This is a genomic window from Desulfosediminicola flagellatus, assembly GCF_005116655.2.
Taxonomy (GTDB): Bacteria; Desulfobacterota; Desulfobulbia; order Desulfobulbales; family Desulfocapsaceae; genus Desulfopila; species Desulfopila flagellata.
In genome coordinates this window covers 5,746,878-5,766,574 of the sequence record NZ_CP050698.1, presented here as the reverse complement: position 1 = coordinate 5,766,574, position 19,697 = coordinate 5,746,878, and the positions used below count along the sequence as shown (strand labels likewise).

20 protein-coding genes are annotated in these 19,697 nt (G+C 49.2%); 8 read left to right on the top strand and 12 right to left on the bottom strand.

The annotated features are described in order from the left end of the window. The first annotated feature begins 81 nt into the window (after positions 1 to 81). The 8 genes from FCL46_RS23865 to FCL46_RS23830 all read left to right on the top strand — a co-directional run bounded on the left by FCL46_RS23865 (position 82) and on the right by FCL46_RS23830 (position 7,394). Positions 82 to 1,650, top strand: coding sequence for a sugar ABC transporter ATP-binding protein (locus FCL46_RS23865; protein ID WP_136810816.1), 1,569 nt, complete (start codon positions 82 to 84; stop codon positions 1,648 to 1,650). Beyond that, positions 1,647 to 2,687: an ABC transporter permease subunit gene (locus FCL46_RS23860; RefSeq protein ID WP_136810815.1), complete on the top strand. Its 1,041-nt coding sequence runs from the start codon at positions 1,647 to 1,649 to the stop codon at positions 2,685 to 2,687. Before FCL46_RS23865 ends, FCL46_RS23860 begins: the two co-directional genes overlap by 4 nt. Further along, positions 2,662 to 3,708 (top strand): ABC transporter permease subunit, encoded by a 1,047-nt coding sequence (locus FCL46_RS23855; RefSeq protein WP_217909511.1) that lies wholly within the window; start codon positions 2,662 to 2,664, stop codon positions 3,706 to 3,708. Before FCL46_RS23860 ends, FCL46_RS23855 begins: the two co-directional genes overlap by 26 nt. Before the next feature lie 224 nt (positions 3,709 to 3,932). Then, a complete protein-coding gene (locus FCL46_RS23850; protein WP_136810813.1) occupies positions 3,933 to 4,361 on the top strand; it encodes a PPC domain-containing DNA-binding protein in 429 nt (142 codons plus the stop codon). Beyond that, the gene (locus FCL46_RS23845; RefSeq protein ID WP_136810812.1) at positions 4,348 to 4,950 is read left to right on the top strand and encodes an ECF transporter S component; all 603 of its coding nucleotides are present in this window, start codon (positions 4,348 to 4,350) and stop codon (positions 4,948 to 4,950) included. Before FCL46_RS23850 ends, FCL46_RS23845 begins: the two co-directional genes overlap by 14 nt. A 16-nt stretch (positions 4,951 to 4,966) precedes the next feature. Further along, positions 4,967 to 5,743, top strand: a complete 777-nt coding sequence (locus FCL46_RS23840; RefSeq protein ID WP_136810811.1) for an energy-coupling factor transporter transmembrane component T family protein — start codon at positions 4,967 to 4,969, stop codon at positions 5,741 to 5,743. Positions 5,744 to 5,746: 3 nt separating this feature from the next. Beyond that, complete coding sequence (locus FCL46_RS23835) at positions 5,747 to 6,613, top strand: energy-coupling factor ABC transporter ATP-binding protein (RefSeq protein ID WP_136810810.1); 867 nt, start codon at positions 5,747 to 5,749, stop codon at positions 6,611 to 6,613. Further along, complete coding sequence (locus FCL46_RS23830; RefSeq protein WP_136810809.1) at positions 6,603 to 7,394, top strand: energy-coupling factor ABC transporter ATP-binding protein; 792 nt, start codon at positions 6,603 to 6,605, stop codon at positions 7,392 to 7,394. Before FCL46_RS23835 ends, FCL46_RS23830 begins: the two co-directional genes overlap by 11 nt. Positions 7,395 to 7,538: 144 nt before the next feature. Here the strand turns inward: FCL46_RS23830 and FCL46_RS23825 are convergent, their stop codons facing one another. From FCL46_RS23825 to FCL46_RS23770, 12 genes are all read right to left on the bottom strand, one after another. After that, positions 7,539 to 8,102, bottom strand: a complete 564-nt coding sequence (locus FCL46_RS23825) for a hypothetical protein (protein WP_217909509.1) — start codon at positions 8,100 to 8,102, stop codon at positions 7,539 to 7,541. A gap of 574 nt (positions 8,103 to 8,676) precedes the next feature. Then, positions 8,677 to 9,876 (bottom strand): acetyl-CoA C-acetyltransferase, encoded by a 1,200-nt coding sequence (locus tag FCL46_RS23820; RefSeq protein WP_136810808.1) that lies wholly within the window; start codon positions 9,874 to 9,876, stop codon positions 8,677 to 8,679. A 44-nt stretch (positions 9,877 to 9,920) separates the two neighbouring features. Next, positions 9,921 to 11,189 carry an ArgE/DapE family deacylase gene (locus FCL46_RS23815; RefSeq protein ID WP_136810807.1) on the bottom strand — a complete coding sequence of 423 codons (1,269 nt, stop codon included), beginning with the start codon at positions 11,187 to 11,189 and terminating at the stop codon, positions 9,921 to 9,923. Between the two features lie 3 nt (positions 11,190 to 11,192). Continuing rightward, a complete protein-coding gene (locus FCL46_RS23810) occupies positions 11,193 to 11,846 on the bottom strand; it encodes a 3-oxoacid CoA-transferase subunit B (RefSeq protein ID WP_136810806.1) in 654 nt (217 codons plus the stop codon). Next, positions 11,836 to 12,531: a CoA transferase subunit A gene (locus FCL46_RS23805; RefSeq protein WP_136810805.1), complete on the bottom strand. Its 696-nt coding sequence runs from the start codon at positions 12,529 to 12,531 to the stop codon at positions 11,836 to 11,838. Before FCL46_RS23805 ends, FCL46_RS23810 begins: the two co-directional genes overlap by 11 nt. Continuing rightward, entirely contained in the window at positions 12,528 to 13,274 is a 747-nt protein-coding gene (locus FCL46_RS23800) for an amino acid ABC transporter ATP-binding protein (RefSeq protein WP_136810832.1), read from the bottom strand. Before FCL46_RS23800 ends, FCL46_RS23805 begins: the two co-directional genes overlap by 4 nt. Before the next feature lie 32 nt (positions 13,275 to 13,306). Next, positions 13,307 to 13,966: an amino acid ABC transporter permease gene (locus tag FCL46_RS23795; RefSeq protein WP_136810804.1), complete on the bottom strand. Its 660-nt coding sequence runs from the start codon at positions 13,964 to 13,966 to the stop codon at positions 13,307 to 13,309. Between the two features lie 124 nt (positions 13,967 to 14,090). After that, the gene (locus FCL46_RS23790; protein ID WP_136810803.1) at positions 14,091 to 14,858 is read right to left on the bottom strand and encodes an ABC transporter substrate-binding protein; all 768 of its coding nucleotides are present in this window, start codon (positions 14,856 to 14,858) and stop codon (positions 14,091 to 14,093) included. Between the two features lie 64 nt (positions 14,859 to 14,922). Next, complete coding sequence (locus FCL46_RS23785; protein WP_136810802.1) at positions 14,923 to 16,269, bottom strand: aminotransferase family protein; 1,347 nt, start codon at positions 16,267 to 16,269, stop codon at positions 14,923 to 14,925. Positions 16,270 to 16,377: 108 nt separating this feature from the next. Continuing rightward, positions 16,378 to 17,172 (bottom strand): IclR family transcriptional regulator, encoded by a 795-nt coding sequence (locus FCL46_RS23780; protein WP_136810801.1) that lies wholly within the window; start codon positions 17,170 to 17,172, stop codon positions 16,378 to 16,380. A gap of 271 nt (positions 17,173 to 17,443) precedes the next feature. Continuing rightward, on the bottom strand, positions 17,444 to 18,622 hold the full coding sequence (gene galK / locus FCL46_RS23775; protein ID WP_167506109.1) for a galactokinase: 1,179 nt from the start codon (positions 18,620 to 18,622) through the stop codon (positions 17,444 to 17,446). A gap of 7 nt (positions 18,623 to 18,629) precedes the next feature. Then, entirely contained in the window at positions 18,630 to 19,679 is a 1,050-nt protein-coding gene (locus FCL46_RS23770; RefSeq protein WP_136810799.1) for a UDP-glucose--hexose-1-phosphate uridylyltransferase, read from the bottom strand. Positions 19,680 to 19,697: the final 18 nt, after the last annotated feature.

The window sequence follows — 19,697 nt, the reverse complement described above, 5'->3', positions numbered from 1 at the left end:
TGAGATCTCTTATGTGCTTCAATTTGTGGCTTGTCCAATAGATGCATGGATTCAGGGGATATAGCTGAAAGAGTATAAAAAATGCTGGAGCTTAGAAACATTACCAAGCAGTTCAATAACCGGAAAGCTCTTGATAAAGTAAGCTTGTCTGTAGCCCCGGGAGAGATTCACGGTATTGTCGGTCTCAACGGGTCCGGCAAGAGTACGCTATTAAATCTCCTGCTTGGCAGCACCTTGATTTTCGATACCGGTGGTTACGAGGGGGATTACCTGCTGGATGGCGAGATCTGTCGCTTTAAACGCCCAGAACATGCTATTCGCGCAGGCGTCGGCATGGTTCATCAGGAATTTGCCCTGATACCGCAGATGTCGGTTGCTGAAAATATACGTATTACCAGAGAGTCGACCTCCCGATTTACCGACACCTTCCTGCCCCGCAGTTTTTCCCTTATCGACTACATCAATACCAAGGCGGAAGCGGAACACACCTTGCACCAATTTGGTCAGAATATAGATTCGCAACAAATTGTCCGGCACTTGTCGATGAACGCTCAACAGTTTGTTGAAATTGCCCGCGAACTCTCACGAGTTGATCTTAAACTCCTGCTGCTTGATGAACCCACTGCGGTTCTCAACCAGCACGAAGCACGTCTTCTTGGCGATAGTCTGCAAGCTCTTGCGGCGCGTGGCACCGCCATTCTCTTCGTCTCCCACAGAATGTCAGAAGTACATGCCTTCTGCCACCGTCTCAGCGTATTGCGGGACGGCAGATGTGTTGGCTCTTACGCGACAGCTGATTGCAATGTGGATGCTATCACCAGGCTGATGGTACATGAATATGTAGAAAAAGTGTGTTTACTGCCGCGCAACATTAAACAAGCTCCACTGCTTTCAATAGAGAATTTCAACGTTGAGATGGCAGGCGATGAACTGCATGGAATCGATCTTGATATTTATGAAGGGGAAATTTTTGGCATCACCGGGCTTTCAGGCCATGGCAAGAGTGCGCTTGGTTATGGTGTTACAGGGCTTCGGCCGACATCAGGTAGTCTCTATTTTCGTGGGAAGAGCATATCGTCCCGCAACTGTACCGAAATGATTCGATCCGGAGTTTCTCTATTATCTGAAGAGCGAGGCCGCTACAGCTTGCTACTCAACCATTCGATTATGGATAATATCGTTTTTACCGCTTTTCACAATAGAGGCAGATTTCTTCGGCCCGGTCTTGCCGGTTGGTTGAAATTCCCGGATACAGTCGCCATGCGGGATCATGCAGAGCAGAGCATTGAACAGTTACATATCGACTGTAAAGACTACCTCCAGCATGTTTCTGAACTCAGCGGCGGCAATCAGCAGAAAGTATGTATTGCCCAGGCACTGACGCTCGGTTCCGAACTGCTCTTTGTGAACGAACCGACACGCGGCATCGACATAGCGGCCAAGGAACGGATTTTAGATCTCTTTCTCACCGCGAATCGTACAAAAGGAACAACGCTGGTCGTTGCCTCGAGCGAGCTGGAAGAACTCCGGCGGATCTGCGATCGCGTGGCTGTAGTGCATAACGGCCGAATCTCAGCTATCCTCAGCCCTGATACTGAAGAACCACTCTTTATCCGCGCTATGATGGGCGAATATATCTGCTGCCAATGAACACAACCAGATATATTCCGCAGATAGCGATCACGCTCTTTCTGGTGCTGATGCTTTTTGGTGCCTGGCACGTACAGATCCCCTTATCCTGGATAGTGAACGATTCGCTGGTGCGGTTGGCGATGAACGGGGTGCTGGTTCTCTCTATGGTCCCGATGCTTAACAGCGGAGTTGGCATTAACTTCGGTTTACCGGTGGCCATTGTAGCCGGCCTTCTTGGTATGAGTCTGGCGGTGAACTTCCGATATACCGGCTTATCCGGTCTGCTGGTTGCAATGCTGATATCCGTTTGCATCGCCATTGTTTTTGGTTTTTTCTACGGCAAAATACTTAACCGGGTCAAAGGAAAAGAGGAGATCACCGCAACCTTTATCGGCTTTTCCTTTATTCCGCTGATGAATTTTTTTTGGGCCACTGCCCCGTTCAGCAACCGTGCGATGCTGTGGCCCATCGGCGGTAACGGCATGCGGCCGACCATTGGTTTAAAAAGCTATTTTGCCAAAAGCCTCAATACGCTCTGGTCCTTTAATATCGGGAAGGTTGTTATACCACTGGGGCTATTGCTCTTTTTCGGCCTCTGCTGTCTGCTGGTTGCGCTCTTTTTTAGAAGCAGAACCGGCAAAGCTATGCAGGCAGTTGGGGAAAACGAGGAGTTTGCGCGGTTGGCCGGTCTTAATGTAGTCAATTTGCGGTTACTTGCAGTTATCCTTTCCACTGTTATCGGTGCTATAGGCATCTGTGTCTACGCCCAGAGTTACGGTTTTCTCGAATTGTATGACGCGCCGCTTATGATGGCATTTCCAGCTGCCTCTGCCATTCTGGTGGGTGGGTGCAGCAACGGCAGGACGACAATCATTCATGTCATGCTCGGTACCTTTCTTTTTCATACCACCTATGTACTCTCCGGCCCATTGGCCAACGATCTGCTGGTGCCTGAAGTGGCTGAGATCCTGAGGATGATAATCACCAACGGCGTAATTCTTTATGCACTGCTCTATAGGGGAGGACGCCATGCAAAAGCTCATACGGCAGTGTAACCCGGTCACCCTGCTCTTTATTGTGCTCTCTCTGGTGGCTTTTTCAGTTTCCGGAATGCGGCCGGTCTTTGTCTGCAACGAGGTGATCACCCGCTTTATCCGTGACGGAGTGATGGTGCTGGCGTTGATCATCCCGATCGGGGCCGGAATGGGGCTCAATTTTGCCATTGTGGTTGGGGCAATCTGCGCGCAGGTGGGGTTGATTCTGGCAGTGGATTATGGATTTGGCGGGGCTGGCGGACTACTGTTTATTACAGTGATCGGGGTTGCCTTATCAGTTGTTTTGGGCTGGTTGATAGGAATCTGCCTCAACCGGGCACGGGGCAGGGAGATGATAACCACCATCATTATCGGTTTTCTGGCGACAAGTCTCTACCAGCTGATCTTCATGGTCGGCTATGGCACTGTTATTACGCCGCACAACCCGGAGATGATGCTCTCCAGAGGCATTGGTATCCGCAACATGATCGATCTGGAAAACTTTCGAAATGTGCTTGATACGATCTGGGTTTTCACTCTTGGAGAGTTTGAAATTCCGCTCTTTATGATACTGGTGGTTCTTTTTATCGCGGCAGCGGTAAAATATATCCAGCATACCCGTTTTGGCGTTTATTCGAGCGCAGTCCGTTACAATGGTGCCAGGGTTGAGATGGTAGGGATTTCGCAGGACGACGTAAGGATAAAGGCTATTGTTCTCTCCACGGTCATCGCCTGCCTGGGTCATATTATCTTTATACAAAATATAGGTATGCTGAATGTCTATACCTCTCACCTCAATACCGACATTTTCTCCTGCGCTGCCCTTCTCGCCGGTGGTGCGACAATCTACCACGCCAGAATTCACCACGCCTTACTTGGCATTTTCCTCTTTCATACGTTGTTTATAGTGTCACCGCAGGCAGGGCAGAACGTGTTCGGTAATCCGGCACTCGGTGAATATTTTCGCAGCTTTGTAGCATACGGCACCATTGCTGTGGCTCTGGTGCTTAATATCTACCGACATAATACGTTGCAGGATTAAATCTCTTTTTTTGACTCAGTTATTAGCTTGATAGTATTCTACACACACCCAAATAATTTCCCTATCTTTCATCATCTTATGCTGTATCAGCATTACATATAGGTGCCTTGCAACCCATCAGGTATAACGATTTGTATTAAAGGTCTATCCCGTGTATACAGCGTTTTCTCTCTTTATAAAACTGGCAGTAAGATGCTGACAATACACAACGAAAATCTATTAATATGGACACGATTGCCATCAGGCTCCACCCCGGCCAGGATCTTAAGCAAGAGCTTGATCAATGGGTAGAACTTCACCGAATTGAAGCCGCTTGTATACTCACCTGTGTAGGAAGTTTAACCACCGCTGTGCTGCGTTTTGCCAATCAGGGTAACTCCCGGACACTTGAAGGTCATTTTGAGATAGTTTCACTCACTGGTGTGATGTCCAGGCATGGGTCCCATTATCATATCGGGATCGCCGATGGAGAAGGCGCAAGTTACGGCGCTCATCTTCTGGATGGCTGCATTGTGTATACGACAGCTGAAATCGTTATCGGGATAATCCCGAACAACCTATTTTTGAGGACTTTTGATCCTCAAACCGGATATCCAGAACTGGAAATCGTTACCCCCACATCTAAAAGGAGCGTTAATCATGAGCCTGAGTAAGCGGTTTAAAGAAGATTTTACTACTACAACTATCGTTCTGATGTCGGTTGCTATTGTTATCAATATTGTTGCCGGTCAACTGGTTTCAATGCTTAAGCTGCCAATATTTCTCGATTCGATAGGTACTGTATTGGTTGGTGTGCTGGCTGGCCCCTGGGCAGGTGGGTTGACAGGGCTGTTAACCAATCTCATTTGGGGCATGATCACCTCTCCTGTTGCAGCAGCATTCTCACCGGTCGCGATGGCAATTGGTATTGTCGCAGGCTTGTGTGCCAGGTATGGCTTATTTAAAACCTGGTGGCTGGCAATAATTGCTGGTGTGATTATTGCGGTTTTCAATGCTGTTGTTGCTGTACCTATACGGCTGTATATGTTTGGCGGGATTACCGGTTCAGGTGCTGATTTTATCACTTCATATATGCTGGCACTTGGCAAAGATATGTTCGGTTCGGTTGTTGTTACCGTATTTACCTCCAACCTGATAGACAAGGTTGTTACGGCAGTTCTCGCCTGGGGAATAGTAAAATCTCTGCCTGTAAGAACTCTCGGTCGACTGTCCCGGGAAAAAACCGTAGTGAGTGCGGTCTAACAGGAGCTATCAGGATATGAGCTCTCCATCCACTCTGTATATTCGCACTGATTCTTGTATTCAGCGATTACATCCCTTTACGAAACTGAGCTATATCCTGTTAACTGGTGTAGCTGTGTATGTGGGGCCTCCCGGATGGATGTTTGATTTGTTGTTGCTCAGTATAAATCTTACAATGCTGGGCATTGCAGGAGTAGCAAAAGAGGGGCTGCAGCTTATAATCCGCATCATGTTGCCGTTGCTCCTCTTTATGATTCCGATCCACGGTTTTCTGCATCCGGATAATTACACCGTTCTTTTTAATCTGAGTGGAATACATTTTTATCTGGAAGGTTTGGTCGTTTCTCTTACAACTCTGCTGCAGCTTACCGTGGTGCTTTTGACTTCCCTGCTTTTTGTTCTGACAACTCATCCCGCAGATCTCATTTCAGCTGTATCTCAAACAGGCAAATCTCCATCTCTTGCCTATATTCTTGGAAGCCCATTTCTGTTACTGGCAGATATGCGTGAACGAGTGAATACCATTCAGGCTGCGCAACGAGCCAGGGGCTTGAATACAGATGGGAATTTCATTCGAAGATTCTATAGTCTGGCGCCACTTGTTATGCCTCTTGTTGTGGGTGCCATAATAGAAACTGAACAGCGCTCTATTGCTCTTGAGGTGAGAGGGTTTAAATCTGGTAATCCCAAAACATTTTTTCGTCGAATAGATGATTCTAAACCTCAGCGCTTTGCCAGGTGGATGATGTTTGCAATGGCCTTTTTTCTTACTATGTATAGGTTGGTTTGGTGAAATATGGCTCAAATACAGATAGATAACCTCAGCTATCATTATAGAGGCGCTGAAAAACCATCACTTCACAAGGTTTCGCTTAATATCTCTCCTGGTGAATGTGTTGCGATTATCGGAGCAAATAATAGCGGAAAATCAACCTTGTGTTATGCGCTTGCCGGTGTTGTTCCACATCTCTACAATGGCACAATCAGCGGCAGAGTGCTGATTGATGAAAGAGAAAATACCAGCAGGACTGTAAGTGAAATAGCCCGGCAGGTGGGACTTGTCCTGCAGATGCCTGAAAAACAGTTATCCGGCGTTCGGTATACTGTTGCTGAAGAGATAGCCTTTGGTCTTGAAAACCAGGGAATCCCAAGAAAGCAGATGCTGGTACGCATTCAAGAAGTTCTGACTCTCATGGGATTGCAGGATGTTGCTGAACGTTCTCCCTATCATCTCTCAGGAGGACAAATTCAACGACTTGCCCTGGCAACAGTTCTGGCTGTAGATCCTTCAATTCTGGTATTGGATGAACCTACCACATTTCTTGACCCGCAAGGGGCACGGCAGGTTTTTGAAACGTTACGTGTATTACAACTCCATAGAAGAACAGTAGTGATTGCTGAACAGCGGTTGGATCTCATCGCCGAATATGCCGACAGGGTAATTGCACTTGATCAGGGGCGGGTAATCCTGGACGGCAAACCGGAAGATGTGCTTATTTCACCACTATTACAAGAGATAGGCCTCAACTGGACACGGTATACTCAAGTAGCTGAACTGGCTAAACTGCATGGGATCTGGCCGGATGGCCGACCACTCTCTGCATCGCGTTCAGCTACTATTGAAGGGCTTGAAAAGACGAAAGAAAGGTGCCATGCAAATTAAGATTGATAATCTATCGTTTCAGTATGCTGGTGCCATATCAGCTTTAGAAAACGTTTCGTTTGATATTTCGGCAGGGGAATGTGTTGCACTGGCCGGCCATAATGGTTCGGGTAAAAGTACTCTGGTGAAGCACCTGAACGGATTACTGCAGCCTTTTGCCGGCAAGGTGTTTATTGAGGGAAACGATACTTCGACAGAAAGTGTTGCCCGCCTGGCTGGTCATGTTGCGTTACTGTTTCAGAACCCGGATGATCAAATATGCAAGCAAAGTGTCTGGGAAGAGGTAGCTTTTGGCCCGAAAAATCTTGGTTACTCTGCTCCTCGGATTGATTCTCTGGTGAATATGTCCCTGTATCTTTTTGATGTATTAGACGTTCGTGCCAAAAATCCGTATGACCTCGGATACAGTGAGCGTAAAAGAGTCGCGATGGCTTCGATTGTCGCAATGGATACTCCCGTCATTGTATTTGATGAGCCTACTGCAGGGTTGGATTCGTATGAAATTTCGCTATTGATCAATGCATTACGCACCTTGAAAAATGACAATAAAACAGTCATTATCATCAGTCATGACGTTGATTTTGTGGCCGAAAATTGTACGCGGGCAATTTGTCTTGCTGGAGGAAGACAGGTTTTTGATGGTGGCGTGCGTGAGTTGTTCAGCAATCAAACTCTTCTGGCATCATGCGGTCTGTTGCCGCCTCAGGTAGTACAGCTTAGTAATCATTTCGACATGCATCATCCTGCATTGTCTCCAGAAGAGTTTGTTAATGAGTTGTAACTTTGGACTATGTTTTCTGATAATGCTGCAATATTAGCAGTCCACTACGCATAGAATTTCTCTCAGCCTGGTATCAGGGGGTTCTGAGAGGAATTTGTATTAGTTCAGAAGTGTTGACTTGCCAAGGAATTGGTTAATTCCGTATTATGGCTTCTGTTTAGATGCAAGAGGAATCATCATATGTACCAAGGGAGTTTTGTCCCACATCACATAGTGCCCACCTACGAAAGGATCTCGTGGTAAGGTAGCAATCGAATCAGTTGTAGGAAGCAGAATCATCAAGTGAGGCCCTTCCTGTACCCAGACTCCACCATCATTTGGATCAGTTGCTGCTGGATTATCATTATTGACAAGAGCATCCCCTGCTAACATATAGGAAACACCAACAACATCTGTTGAGAACGGTGTCCCTTCTGCTGCGGCTTTCATCCATTTCATCCAAACTTCATCATTACACATAGGATGCTTGTCACCGGGAATGAGACCTATGCCTGGTAAACATGTCCAGCCATTTGAGCCTTCACGCAGCACAGTTCCATCTACATCCATGATGGTTGCATTGTCTGTAATATCAGAATGCGCTGCAGTTATTGCTCGTGCAATTTTCTCTTCTACAGTTTCCTTTTCACTCGCATTAACCGTTCCCGTAAATAGAAATACAATTGCGAAAACGCATACCATTAAATATCGTATTTTTATTGAATTCATTGTCTTTACTCCACAAAATTAAACAGATGCAGAATGAACGTCGAGTTACCCGACCGTCCTTTCTCACGTAACAACATGCGGTTTTACTTCTATCCGAAATCACTTCTTCTCCTGACGCCTACTCTATAGACGATATGCTACAATGTGGCACAGTCAATAGGCGTTTTTTTTATATGAAGTGTCAATACGCGGATTCAAAAAACTCATCTATTCGGCACAGGTGTTCTCAGAGACTGAAGTACCTGAAGAAGGGTTGGGTATAAACATTTACTTTTTAAGTAATGTTATGATGTTGATGGCCAACTGACCTTGAAGGAAGGATTTCTAGAAAAAATAGGCAACCCATCGAATAAGCAAATACGTTCGTAGCAAAAAAGGCATACATGGTCGGAAGCAAAGACCTGCAATACGTCTACCAATAGAGGTTTCCGGAAATATTTCCAGCCTCGATTGTTCTAGGTGTCAAATTTCTTAGGCCTTAATCGCATTTTCAGACGTATTTAGGAAACTGCAGATCAGGTGACTAGCACCTGATCTACCAGCTATTTAGAAGGGAGAGGGGCCGCAATTTCAATCATTCCCGCTCAAGAATGATTGAAATCCCCTGGCCTCCGCCAATACATGCTGTAGCGCAGCCATATCTGCACTCTTTTTCCGCCATTATCCTTGCCAGCGTGCCGGTTAATCTAACCCCGGTAGCTCCGAGTGGGTGACCGAGAGCTATGCCACCGCCGTGAATATTCACCCGATCAGGATCAATGTTGAACTTACGAATACAGTTGAGGACGACTACACTGAACGCTTCATTTATTTCCCAGACATCTATATCTTCTGGCTGAAGGCCCGCATTCTCTAGGGCTTTGCGTGTTGCAGGGACAGGTCCTTCACCCATGAGGGTCGGGTCTACACCGGCAAAACCGATAGAGCGGATCGTTGCCAGTGGTTTGATGTTCAGCGCAAGGGCCTTTTCTCGGGTGGTAAGGAGCATTGCAGCGGCACCGGCACTGAGTGGGGAGGCATTACCCGCAGTTACCTTGCCATCAGCCCGGAATATTGGTTTTAGGCCGGCAGTTCCCGCAACGTCTGTTCCGGGCCTTACTGCTTGGTCGCGTTCAATAGTTGTAAAACTCCCATCGGCTTGCGGGGCGGATATTGGCAGAATCTCACCGGCAAAAAAACCCGCTTCAGCAGCAGTAGCAGCACGCTGGTGAGACCTGACTGCCCAGAGATCCATTTCTTCTCTGGTTATACCTGCAATGTCAGCAAGTTTTTCGGCTGTCAGTCCCATGTTCATGGTTGTCGGCATATCCCATTCGGAATATTTTTCGGCTGAGTAGAGATCCGGGTTTACGGACATTGCACCGTTTTCAAAGAGTGTTGGACCCATGGGTACCCTGGTCATGTGTTCCATACCGCAGGCCAGCACCATATCGGCAAAACCGGTGGCGATCTCCATAAATCCGGTCTGGACTGCAGCCATACCCGAGCCGCATTGCTGGTCAATGAACTTTGCCGGCACTCCGGCATCCATACCGGCAAGAAACACCGGAGTTCTGCCGCCGAACGTCCACTGTTCTGAAACTCCGAGGGCTGAGCCGACAATACAATCATCAATCTTGGCCGAAGGTATGTCGCATCTGGAAAGTATAGCAGGGATAAGGCGCGCTAGTAGTTCATCCGCCCGTAACTGGTGAAACCAATCCCGTTCAGGTGCGGAGGGGCGCGAGCGGGATTGCGCCGTGCGCAGGTAATCGGCAATGACGACGTCGTTCATATGGATATTCTCCTGGGAAAATGTTGCTGTCGTAGTGGTACGTTTTAGTCGGTAATACGGCACCATCGAGCCAGAAACAGAGCATATGCTCTGGCAACGTGCAAGACGCTTTCAAGGTTCACCCGCTCATCCGTGCCGTGGATATTTTCTGCTACCGGTCCGAAACATGTTGGCTGGCCCTTCCCATAGAAATGATAGGCGCGCAGGTCGGTGGTGCAGGTCGAAATGTACTGCTCGGCCTCTGTTGCAGTCAGGCTACGGTGGCAGCCGTCAAGCATGGTGAAAGCTGGCAAATTTTTCGGTAGGCTATGGCCCTCAGAACGGAAACCATAAAATTCAACGTGAGGGGGATTGAGACCAAGCCACTCATCATTTTTCGCAGCATTGCTGATAGTGTCAGTTATGCGGGTACATATTTCCTCATAGCTCATATTCGGAAAAAACGAGAGGCGTCCGTGGAAGGTTGTCTCAGCCGGTACCGTGGACGGCCAGTCTCCGCCGTCAATCAAACCTATATTGAGGTTGATGGGGTGCCTTGATTCAACATAGGTTGAAGGGACGTTGTCGCCGTTCAGCTCTTCTTCGAGTTGCCGCAGAGCAGCTATGAGCGGATAGCATTTCTCGATGGCATTAACCCCACTGCGTGCTTGCAGGACATGCGTTGGTTTGCCGCAGAGACGAACTTTGAACCACAGTACACCGAGTTGGTCGGTCAGGATGGTAGGACCAAAGGGTTCCGGAATAAGGATTGCTTCGGCGTCATGACCAGCTGCAAGGCAGGCGATGGCACCGTTACCGCTGCACTCCTCTTCAATGACTGCCGCAACTGTCAGCGGAGCACAAAGGCCGAAACCAGCCCTGGAAATAGCATGTGCGGCATAGGTCATGGCGGCGACACCCGATTTCATGTCACCTGCTCCGCGGCCATATAACCAGCCATCAACCTCTGTTGCATAGAACGGGTCTCGACTCCAGAATTCACGGTTACCGGCGCTGACTACATCAAGATGTCCGTTGAACAGTGCACTCCGGCCACCAGAGCCTGCTGCTGACAGCGTGCCGACGACATTGTCGCGGTCCTTAAAGGACCAGGGGACGGGTGCATAACCGGGATGGTTGGCGAGTGCATCACTTTCGAGCGGCACAAGCGAGGTAGAAAAACCAAGCTTTTGCAATTCTTCTGTCATCAACGTGATGGCTCCTGCCTCGTTGCCGAGTGTGCTGGGCTGGCCTACGAGGCGGGAGGTGAAATCGAAGATGTCATCAGTGAGGGAGTTGACGGTTTCAAGCAGTTTCTTTTCCTGAGTGTTCATAGTTTAAAATCTCAAGAGGTTGTCGGCCACTGTCAGTGAAGCTTCTGTAGCTCGAAGTACGGTTTCCAGATCGGTTTCTTCAGCAATTTCCTTGAGGATCATTCCTGTTGGAGTTACTGCTATTACCGCCAGTTCCGTTATTATCATCTTTACACAGTCGCTCGCCGTGAGCGGTAGTGTGCATTCTTTGAGGATCTTTGGTTCGCCTTTTCTGGTGGTATGAGTAGTTGTTATGACAAGCTTCCGTGCTTTCTGTGCCAGTTCCATAGCGCCTCCAATCCCCGGTGCGAATTTGCCGGGAATGATCCAGTTGGCGAGATCACCACGTTCCGAGACCTCCAGCGCGCCAAGAAAGGTCAGGTCCAATCGACCTCCACGAACAAGGGCGAAACTGAGGGCCGAGTCACAATAGGCTGCACCGGAAACAACAGAAATATAGGAACCACCGGCATCGATCAGGTTACGATCGGCATCAGCAGCGGGGGCAATCTCACCTGCGCCGATAATGCCGTTTTCCGAGTGGATGATGATTGGCAGGTCAGGTGGAAGAAAAGACGGAATCAGGGTTGGAATACCGATCCCCAGATTGACGACTTGTCCTGCCGTGATTTCCTGCGCTGCCCGACGGGCAATTTTCTCTTTGGGATTAACGGACATGATGCTGCAATACTCCATATTCCGGTAGAAGGTCTCCGATCGGGACGACATGATCGACAAAAGCACCCGGAGTGTGCACTTGATCCGGAGGAATCTCCCCTATCTCAACAATGGTCTCTGCTTCTGCTATCACCAGGTCGGCGGCGGTGGCCATCAGTGGGTTGAAGTTGCGGGCACTTTTTTCATAGACCAGATTACCAGCCCGATCGGCCTTGGCAGCGTGCACCAGTGCTATATCAGCGCGTAGGGCGGGTTCGATCATGCCCTCACGCCCGGCAAGGAGCACTACATCAGCTTCTCTTCTGAGAATGGTGTTAATGCCGATATCTGTGATAATGGCCATTAAGCCTGCCCCTCCTGCCCGTATTTTTTCCGCCAGAATTCCCTGAGGGAAGAAATCCACTTCAATGTGCTTAGAGTTCATCATGGTGATGGCAACACTGTTAAGGCCGAGATGGGAGGTTATCAGCCGTTGTACCCGGCCTGCTTCAAGAAGCAGGGAAACACCCAGGCCTGCTTCATTTGCCTCATTTTTAATAAGCGTCAGTTTTGCTGCTCCGCTTTCGAGCACGCCGTTGATGAGCGTAAAAGGCGTACCTGGAACCCCAAATCCTCCAACCATAATCGTCGAACCGTCAGCAAGTTCAGCAAGCGCTGCGCTGACGGTGGTAGTCTTATCGATCATTTGAGTACCTCTGCGAGAAACTGCCGGGTACGCTGCTCTTTGGGATTGCTGAACATCTCCTTGGGAGAGGCATCTTCGACTACAACACCGTCAGCCATGAATATGACCCGGTCGCCGACTTTCTCGGCAAAACCCATCTCGTGGGTAACAACCAGCATGGTCATGCCGTCGCGGGCCAGATCTTCCATAACGCGTAAAACATCGCCGACAAGTTCCGGATCGAGGGCTGACGTGACTTCATCAAAAAGCATCACTTTGGGTTCCATCGCCAGAGCTCGGGCAATGGCTACACGTTGCTGCTGGCCGCCGGAGAGCATACTGGGATAGGCATTTGTCTTGTCACTCAGACCAACTTTTGCGAGGAGTTCGAGAGCTTTTTCCCTGGCTGCTGTCTTTTCCTGTTTCAACACTTGTAGAGGTGCTTCCATGACATTTTCAAGTACGGTCATGTGTGGAAACAGGTTGAACTGCTGAAAGACCATACCCACCTGGCAGCGGATATGATTCAGGTGTTTTTCGAAGGCCGGTCGACTCTTGGTCTTGTCGTTTATACGTTCGCCTTCAAGAAAGATACTGCCTCCAGTCGGCTCTTCAAGATGATTGACACAGCGAAGCAGGGTAGATTTACCGGAGCCGCTCGGGCCGATGATGACCAGTACTTCACTGGGCGCAACTTTGAGGTCAACACCGTTTAATACATCGAGCTGGTCATAGCTTTTTCTCAAATCAGAAATTTCCAGCATTGGTTCTATTTTCGGGGTAGATGAAGAATTTTTCATGCTCTGGCCTCCTTTCTGGTGCGTCGTTCCACCCAGACCAGCAGCAGACTTGCCGCCGAGGTCAGGACAGCATAAAGAACTGCAGCCATGACATACATCTCAAAGGGTTTATAGGTGGAGGCGATCAGGCGCTGTGCCGTGAGGGTCAACTCAACGACGGTAATGGTGGAAACGAGTGAGGTGTCCTTGATCAGAATAACGAAGTTATTTCCAAGCGGTGGGATGATGATTCGGAGTGCCTGTGGCAGGATAATTCTGCGCATTGCCTGAGCGGAACTCATGCCAAGCGAGCGGGCAGCCTCAGTCTGTCCTTTTGCGATGGATATTATTCCGCCTCGGATGGTTTCTGCGTTATATGCTCCGACATTCAGAGCCAGTCCGAGGACACCAGAGAGAAATGGACCGAGATCAATGCCTATCTGGGGGAAACCAAAATAAATGATAAACAGCTGCACCAACAGCGGAGTTGAGCGGATTAACCAGACATAAAAGATGGCTGGCCAGCGCAGCAGAGGGTTCTGGGCAAGTTTGCATAATGCAGCCGTCAGTCCGAAGGCCAGGCCGAGCACCAGGGACAAAACGGAAATCTTCAGGGTAAGCAGGGCTCCTGAGAGTAGAAAGGGGAAGTAGTGGGTGATGATGTTCCAGTCAAGCATAACAGGCGTCCTTTGGTGCGATCACTGAGTGTTGTGAGAGCGTGGGCTGTCTTTGCCGCAATTTCGGAGTAGCCTTTGTCTACGCCATCTGCGGTTCGGCGCAGACAAAGGTGAGATGGAGAATTTAGCGAACGTCGAGTCCAAGCCATTTCATGGAGATATCATGATATGAACCGTCTTCTTTCATGGAGGCCAACGCGCTGTCGATTGCATTTTTCAGTTCAATGTTACCCTTGCGCATGGCAATTCCCATTTTTTCCTCATAGAGCAGATCACCAGTGAGAGCGATAGGGACACCCTTATCTTTAATAGCAAGGGCACCGACGATTTTATCAGTGATAAAACCGTCGATACGACCTGTCGACGCTTCAAGGATCATATCGGGAACACCTTTGTAGGTGCGAATGTCGACATCGGCGATGTTGTCTCTGACCCACTGCTCGTAAGTGGTTCCCAGGGTGACGCCAATTTTCTTACCTTTCAGGTCCGCAACAGATTTGAAAGGGGAACCCTTTTTAACGAATAACTGTGCTCCTGAACGATAATAAGGTGCGGAAAAATCAATGGACTTGAGCCGCTCATCAGTAATTGCCATGCTGCCACAGATCAGTTCATATTTATTGGCGAGAAGCCCGGCAATAATGCCGTCCCAGGCAGTGGTTAAGGGTACGCCGGTGACAGCGATTCTCTTTGCTATTTCAGTACCGATTTCCACATCAAAGCCGGTCAGCTGGTTCTTATCGTCGACGAAGTTGAATGGCGGATACTGGCCGCTCATGGCCATAGTGATCGTGCCTTTCTTTTTTACTTCCTGAAGATCGTTTGCGCATGCTGCTCCTGCGAGCAGAAATACGGTTAACAGGCCGATTGCCAATACAGATGTCTTTTTCATGTCTCTCTCTCCTTGTAGTGGGGGTTTCTGGTGTGGTACGGGGATTCACAGATTGGTCTTGATGTTATTCTTTCCCGGCCAGTGACCGTGTGACTGCAGTCAGGGTATCATCCAGACGGTTCAGGATTTCACCTATCTGGGCTGCGGTGACTATCAGTGGCGGTGCTATAAGCACGTGGTCGCCGGCCAGACCGTTAATGGATTTTCGGGGATATATCATGAGGCCACGGGTAAATGCTTTTTGTGTTACCAGGTCGGAAACCTGATGTTCGTTAGGGAAAGGGGTGCGGTTTTCCCGGTCCTGAACAAACTCCAATGCCGTCAGCAGCCCTCTGCCACGGACTTGGCCGATGATCGGATGTTTTTCAGCTAGTACCTGTAGGCCGGTGATAAGCAATTTTCCCATCTCTGCCGAATTTTCAACCAGATGATCATCCGTGATGCGCTCAAGTACTGTAAGGCCTACGGCACAGGCCATTGGGTTACCGGCGTAGGTATGACCATGAGGGAAGCCTCCGCCGCTGAGAACAGATTCGACAAGGTTATTACCCGCTATGATAGCTCCGAGTGGGTAGTAGCCTGAGGCCATGCCTTTCGATAAAGCGACAATGTCAGGTTGTAGGTTCCAGTGCTCGTAGGCAAACAATGTGCCGGTACGACCAAACCCGGTCATGACTTCATCCAGGATCAGCAGGATTCCGTATCGGTCACAGATGTCACGGATGATGGCAAAATACTCTTCAGGAGGAACCAGGGCACCAGTGCTGGCACCACCTATGGGTTCAGCTATAAAAGCAGCAACATTTTCCGGTCCCTGCTCCCGTATTGTGGTTTCCAGTGCTCTGGCACATGCCAGATCGCATTGCGGGTAGGTCATCTGAAAGTGGCAGCGAAAGCAATATGGTGCCGGAATTTTCGGGCTGGACTTGAGCATGGGTCTGTATGGTATTTCAAGTGGTGCATAGGCCGTAAGTGCCAGCGCACCGAGGGTAGAACCATGATAGGATGGCGTCCGGCTGATTACCAGGTGCCGGTTGCCTTCACCCTTACTGCAGAAATAACTGCGGCAGAGTTTTACTGCCGACTCAACCGCTTCTGAGCCACCGGAAACATAAAACACCCGGTCAAGACGGGAGGCTGAATAATCAACGAGTTTTTGCGCGAGCTCGACAGCAGGACGGTTCTCGAACTGGGTCCGGTAGGTGAAAAAGGTGGATTGTGCCTGCGCGTTAATAGTGGCAAGAACGCGTTCATCACCGTGACCGATATTGCAAATGATCGCCCCTGAACAACCATCAATGTATTCTTTTCCTGCTTCATCCCAGATGTAGATACCTTCAGCTCTTGAGACCATCGGTGTGGCTGAATTTGTCTGATAAAATAGAGGGTTAGTTGTTTGGTTGTTGTTCATGTTCTCTCATTCCTGAATGAATTGAATTACATCTGGCGGAGTAAATTGCATTTTCCATGCAATTTACTCAGTCCTAACCTCTTTAACCTCAGTCCCAGGATGTTGCCCTCAGATGCTGCCGAGTCTGCCCTCGCTAGGGATGGTCGCAGATATTCTGGCAGCGAGGTCTATTATCAGTGGCCCATATTGCACCTGAACCTCTTCAACATTACGTTGAAGAACCGAGAAATCGAACGAGACCGCCCCGATTCCCCTGGAGGTATGAGGATTGATCAGTGGGGCAGCAATGGCTATCAGACCTGGGAGGAATTCTTCCTCGGTCATTGCATATCCCCGTAATTTGGCCTGTAGCAACTGTTTTTTCAGCGTTTCGCTGTCAGTAATCGTATGTTTGGTCTTTGCTGTGAGTTGAAGATGAGTGAGTCGTCCCTGCAAATCGTCTTCAGGCAGAGAGGAGAGGAAGGCTTTGCCAAGAGCTGTGTTATGCAGGCAGTTCCTGGTGAAATCAGGCAGGCTGTACGTCAGGGTATCAGCCGCTTCACGGTGATAGATACGCATCATGTCATCATCGACGGATAGGGCTACGTCAATGGTCATATTGTATCGACTGTGAATATCGTCCACCAGTGCTTTGATCAAGCGCTTATGGTCGGTAGCTCGCATCAGATTGTTACAGAATGCGAGGCAGAAGATGGATGGCCTGACAAGCTTGGTTGACTCGTCCTTTTCAAGATACCCCATCTCAACCAGTGTGTTGATATAACGGTAGGTTGAGGTCATGTTCAGACCGACAATTTTGGCTATCTCTGTCTGGCTGAGGGCTGGAGTTTCACGGTTGAACAGAGCCAGTATTTTCAACCCCTTCTCAAGAGATTTAGAAAAATATGATGTTTTTGAAGACATAAAAACCTTTTACGTTCGTGTTTACTATTATAGTAATTGATATGCTATTATAGTTAAAGTAGCGTTAAGGAAAGTATCTTGTCAAGAAAAAATACGAACCTTCAAAATTGTAAGATATTGAGAAAACGTATAAGATTGAGGGTCGGCCTATGGTCAGGACGTGGTGGGAGGGTAGAAATGAGCAGAAAAAAAATGAGAACGCGTTGATACTTACAGAAATGTAAAATCAGAAATTTGAAATGTCGGCCTGTCAAGCACAGGGCGCCAGAGCTTACTCTTCCATGATCTCCCCGTCGAACGGACGTATGGTGGTGCCGTCGGCAGCCTGACAGACATAGAGCCGTGGCTCGGTCTGCATTCGGGTTGCATATGCTTTGCTCACCTCTTCAACAAACTCCTTCTCTTTGCCCTTTGCTACCAGGGCGACGGCACAACCAGCGAAACCTGCTCCGGTCATTCTTGCTCCGAGGCAGGCCGAATGCTCCATTGCACACTCAACAATTTCGTTGAGTGCTTTGCCGGATACATCAAAATCATCGCGCAGACTGCAGTGGCTCTCATACATGAGTTTTCCGAGCTTAAGCTCCTGGTCGTTTTCCATTGCTTTGGCTGCCTCCAGAACCCTGCTGTTTTCCGAGATGATGTGCTTTGCCCGCCGGTAGGCAAGTGGTGAGAGCTGTGACCGATACCGCTCAAGCATCTCTTTGTCGCCATCCCGGAGAGTAGCGATGTTCATCACTCCAGCTGCTTCAAAGCATTGGGCTCTCCGTTCGTTGTATGCCGAATCGACCAGCCCTCGTCTGGTGCCGGTGTCGAGGATCACGATAGAGCTGTTCTTCGGAAGGGGGCAAAGCTTAGAGGTGAGATCGCGGCAATCGATAAGCAATGCATGGTCCTTCCGGCCACAGGCGCATATGGCCTGATCCATGATGCCGCAGTTCATGCCAACCCAATGGTTTTCAACCCGTTGTCCCAGTTTGGCCATTGCCATCGGCTGCCATTCGATTCCGGCGGTATGGGCAGCAGCCCTGAGGATTCCGAGTTCCAGTGCAGCTGAGGAGGAGAGACTTGCCCCTACTGGAATGTTGCCGGTGATGACCATGTCGAAGCCGCCCGGAGTGTGGCCAATCTCCTGTAGCACCCAGATGCAGCCGCTTATGTATTCTCCCCAGCTGAAGTCGCCTTTACGAAATGAAGATGCAGAAAAGGAGATCTCCGAGTCGAAGTCGCTGGAATAGATAGTTATCCTGTCATCATTTCGTTTCTTGAATGCCATCAACAGGCAACGGTCAATTGCCATGGGCAGGACGAATCCGTCGTTGTAATCGGTATGTTCACCGATAAGATTCACCCGTCCGGGTGAGGTGACCACTAGCTCTGGGATACTGTTGAAATAATTCGTGAACTGTTGCAAAAGATCCCGCTCAAGTATGGTTAAAGGGATTTCCACGTCTATCCTATTGCCTCTTCATTCTGAAATGTGTTGTCGATTGGTTTCTGAGCAGCTCCGCTGCCTGCTCCGGCAGGATGTCCCGCTGCGGGCAACCGAGCATTTCATAGCCAACCATAAATTTTTTTATGTCTGCCGAGCGGAGCAGGGGCGGATAATAATGGGCATGCAGCTGCCAGTGATCGTTGTTCTCACCGTTGGCTGGCGCCCCATGCCAGCCCATGGAATAGGGAAAGGAGGTGGAAAATAGATTGTCATACTTCACCAACAGTTCCTTCATGATGGCGGCGAGTCCTTTTTGCTGTGCATCGTCAAGGTCTTGCAAACGCAGGGTGGGGCGAAGCGGTGCCAGCAGTACCTCGAAGGGCCAGGTTGCCCAGTAGGGAACGACACACAACCACTCGGTGTTTTCGGCAACGATACGTTCCTGTTTGTCCTTTTCCCTTGCCAGATATTCAACAAGCAGGTTTTTCCCATGCTGTTCAAGATAGGCTTTCTGGCTAAGGTCTTCTTTGTAAGGTTCCTCAGGGATGTAATCACTGGCCCAGATCTGACCGTGCGGATGCGGGTTAGAGCAGCCCATGATCTCACCTTTGTTCTCAAATATCTGGACCCAGCGGTATTTCTCTGAGAGTTCAGTCATCTGTTCTTTCCAGACATCGATGACAGGTAGCAGGTCGGCTTCATCCATTTCGGCCAGGGTCACGTTGTGTTTTCGGGAAAAGCAGATGACGCGGCAGGTGCCATCGGTGGACTCGGAGCGGAACAGCCCATCTTCATCCTCGCTATACGGTTGCTCACAGTCCGTGAGTGCCTTGAAGTCGTTGTCGAAGACATAGGTTCCCGGGTACTCAGCGTTCTGTTGCCCGCCCATGCGCACGTTGCCTGGACAGAGGTAGCATTTCGAGTCGTATTCAGTAATCTGGACCATGGGGGCATCTTCAGTTTTCCCCTGCCATGGACGCTGAGTGCGGTGGGGGGAAAGAAGCAGCCATTCACCTGTGAGTGGATTGTATCTCCGGTGTGGTTGCAGTCGATGGGTGTTTTGATCCGTCATGTTGATTCTCGAATGATA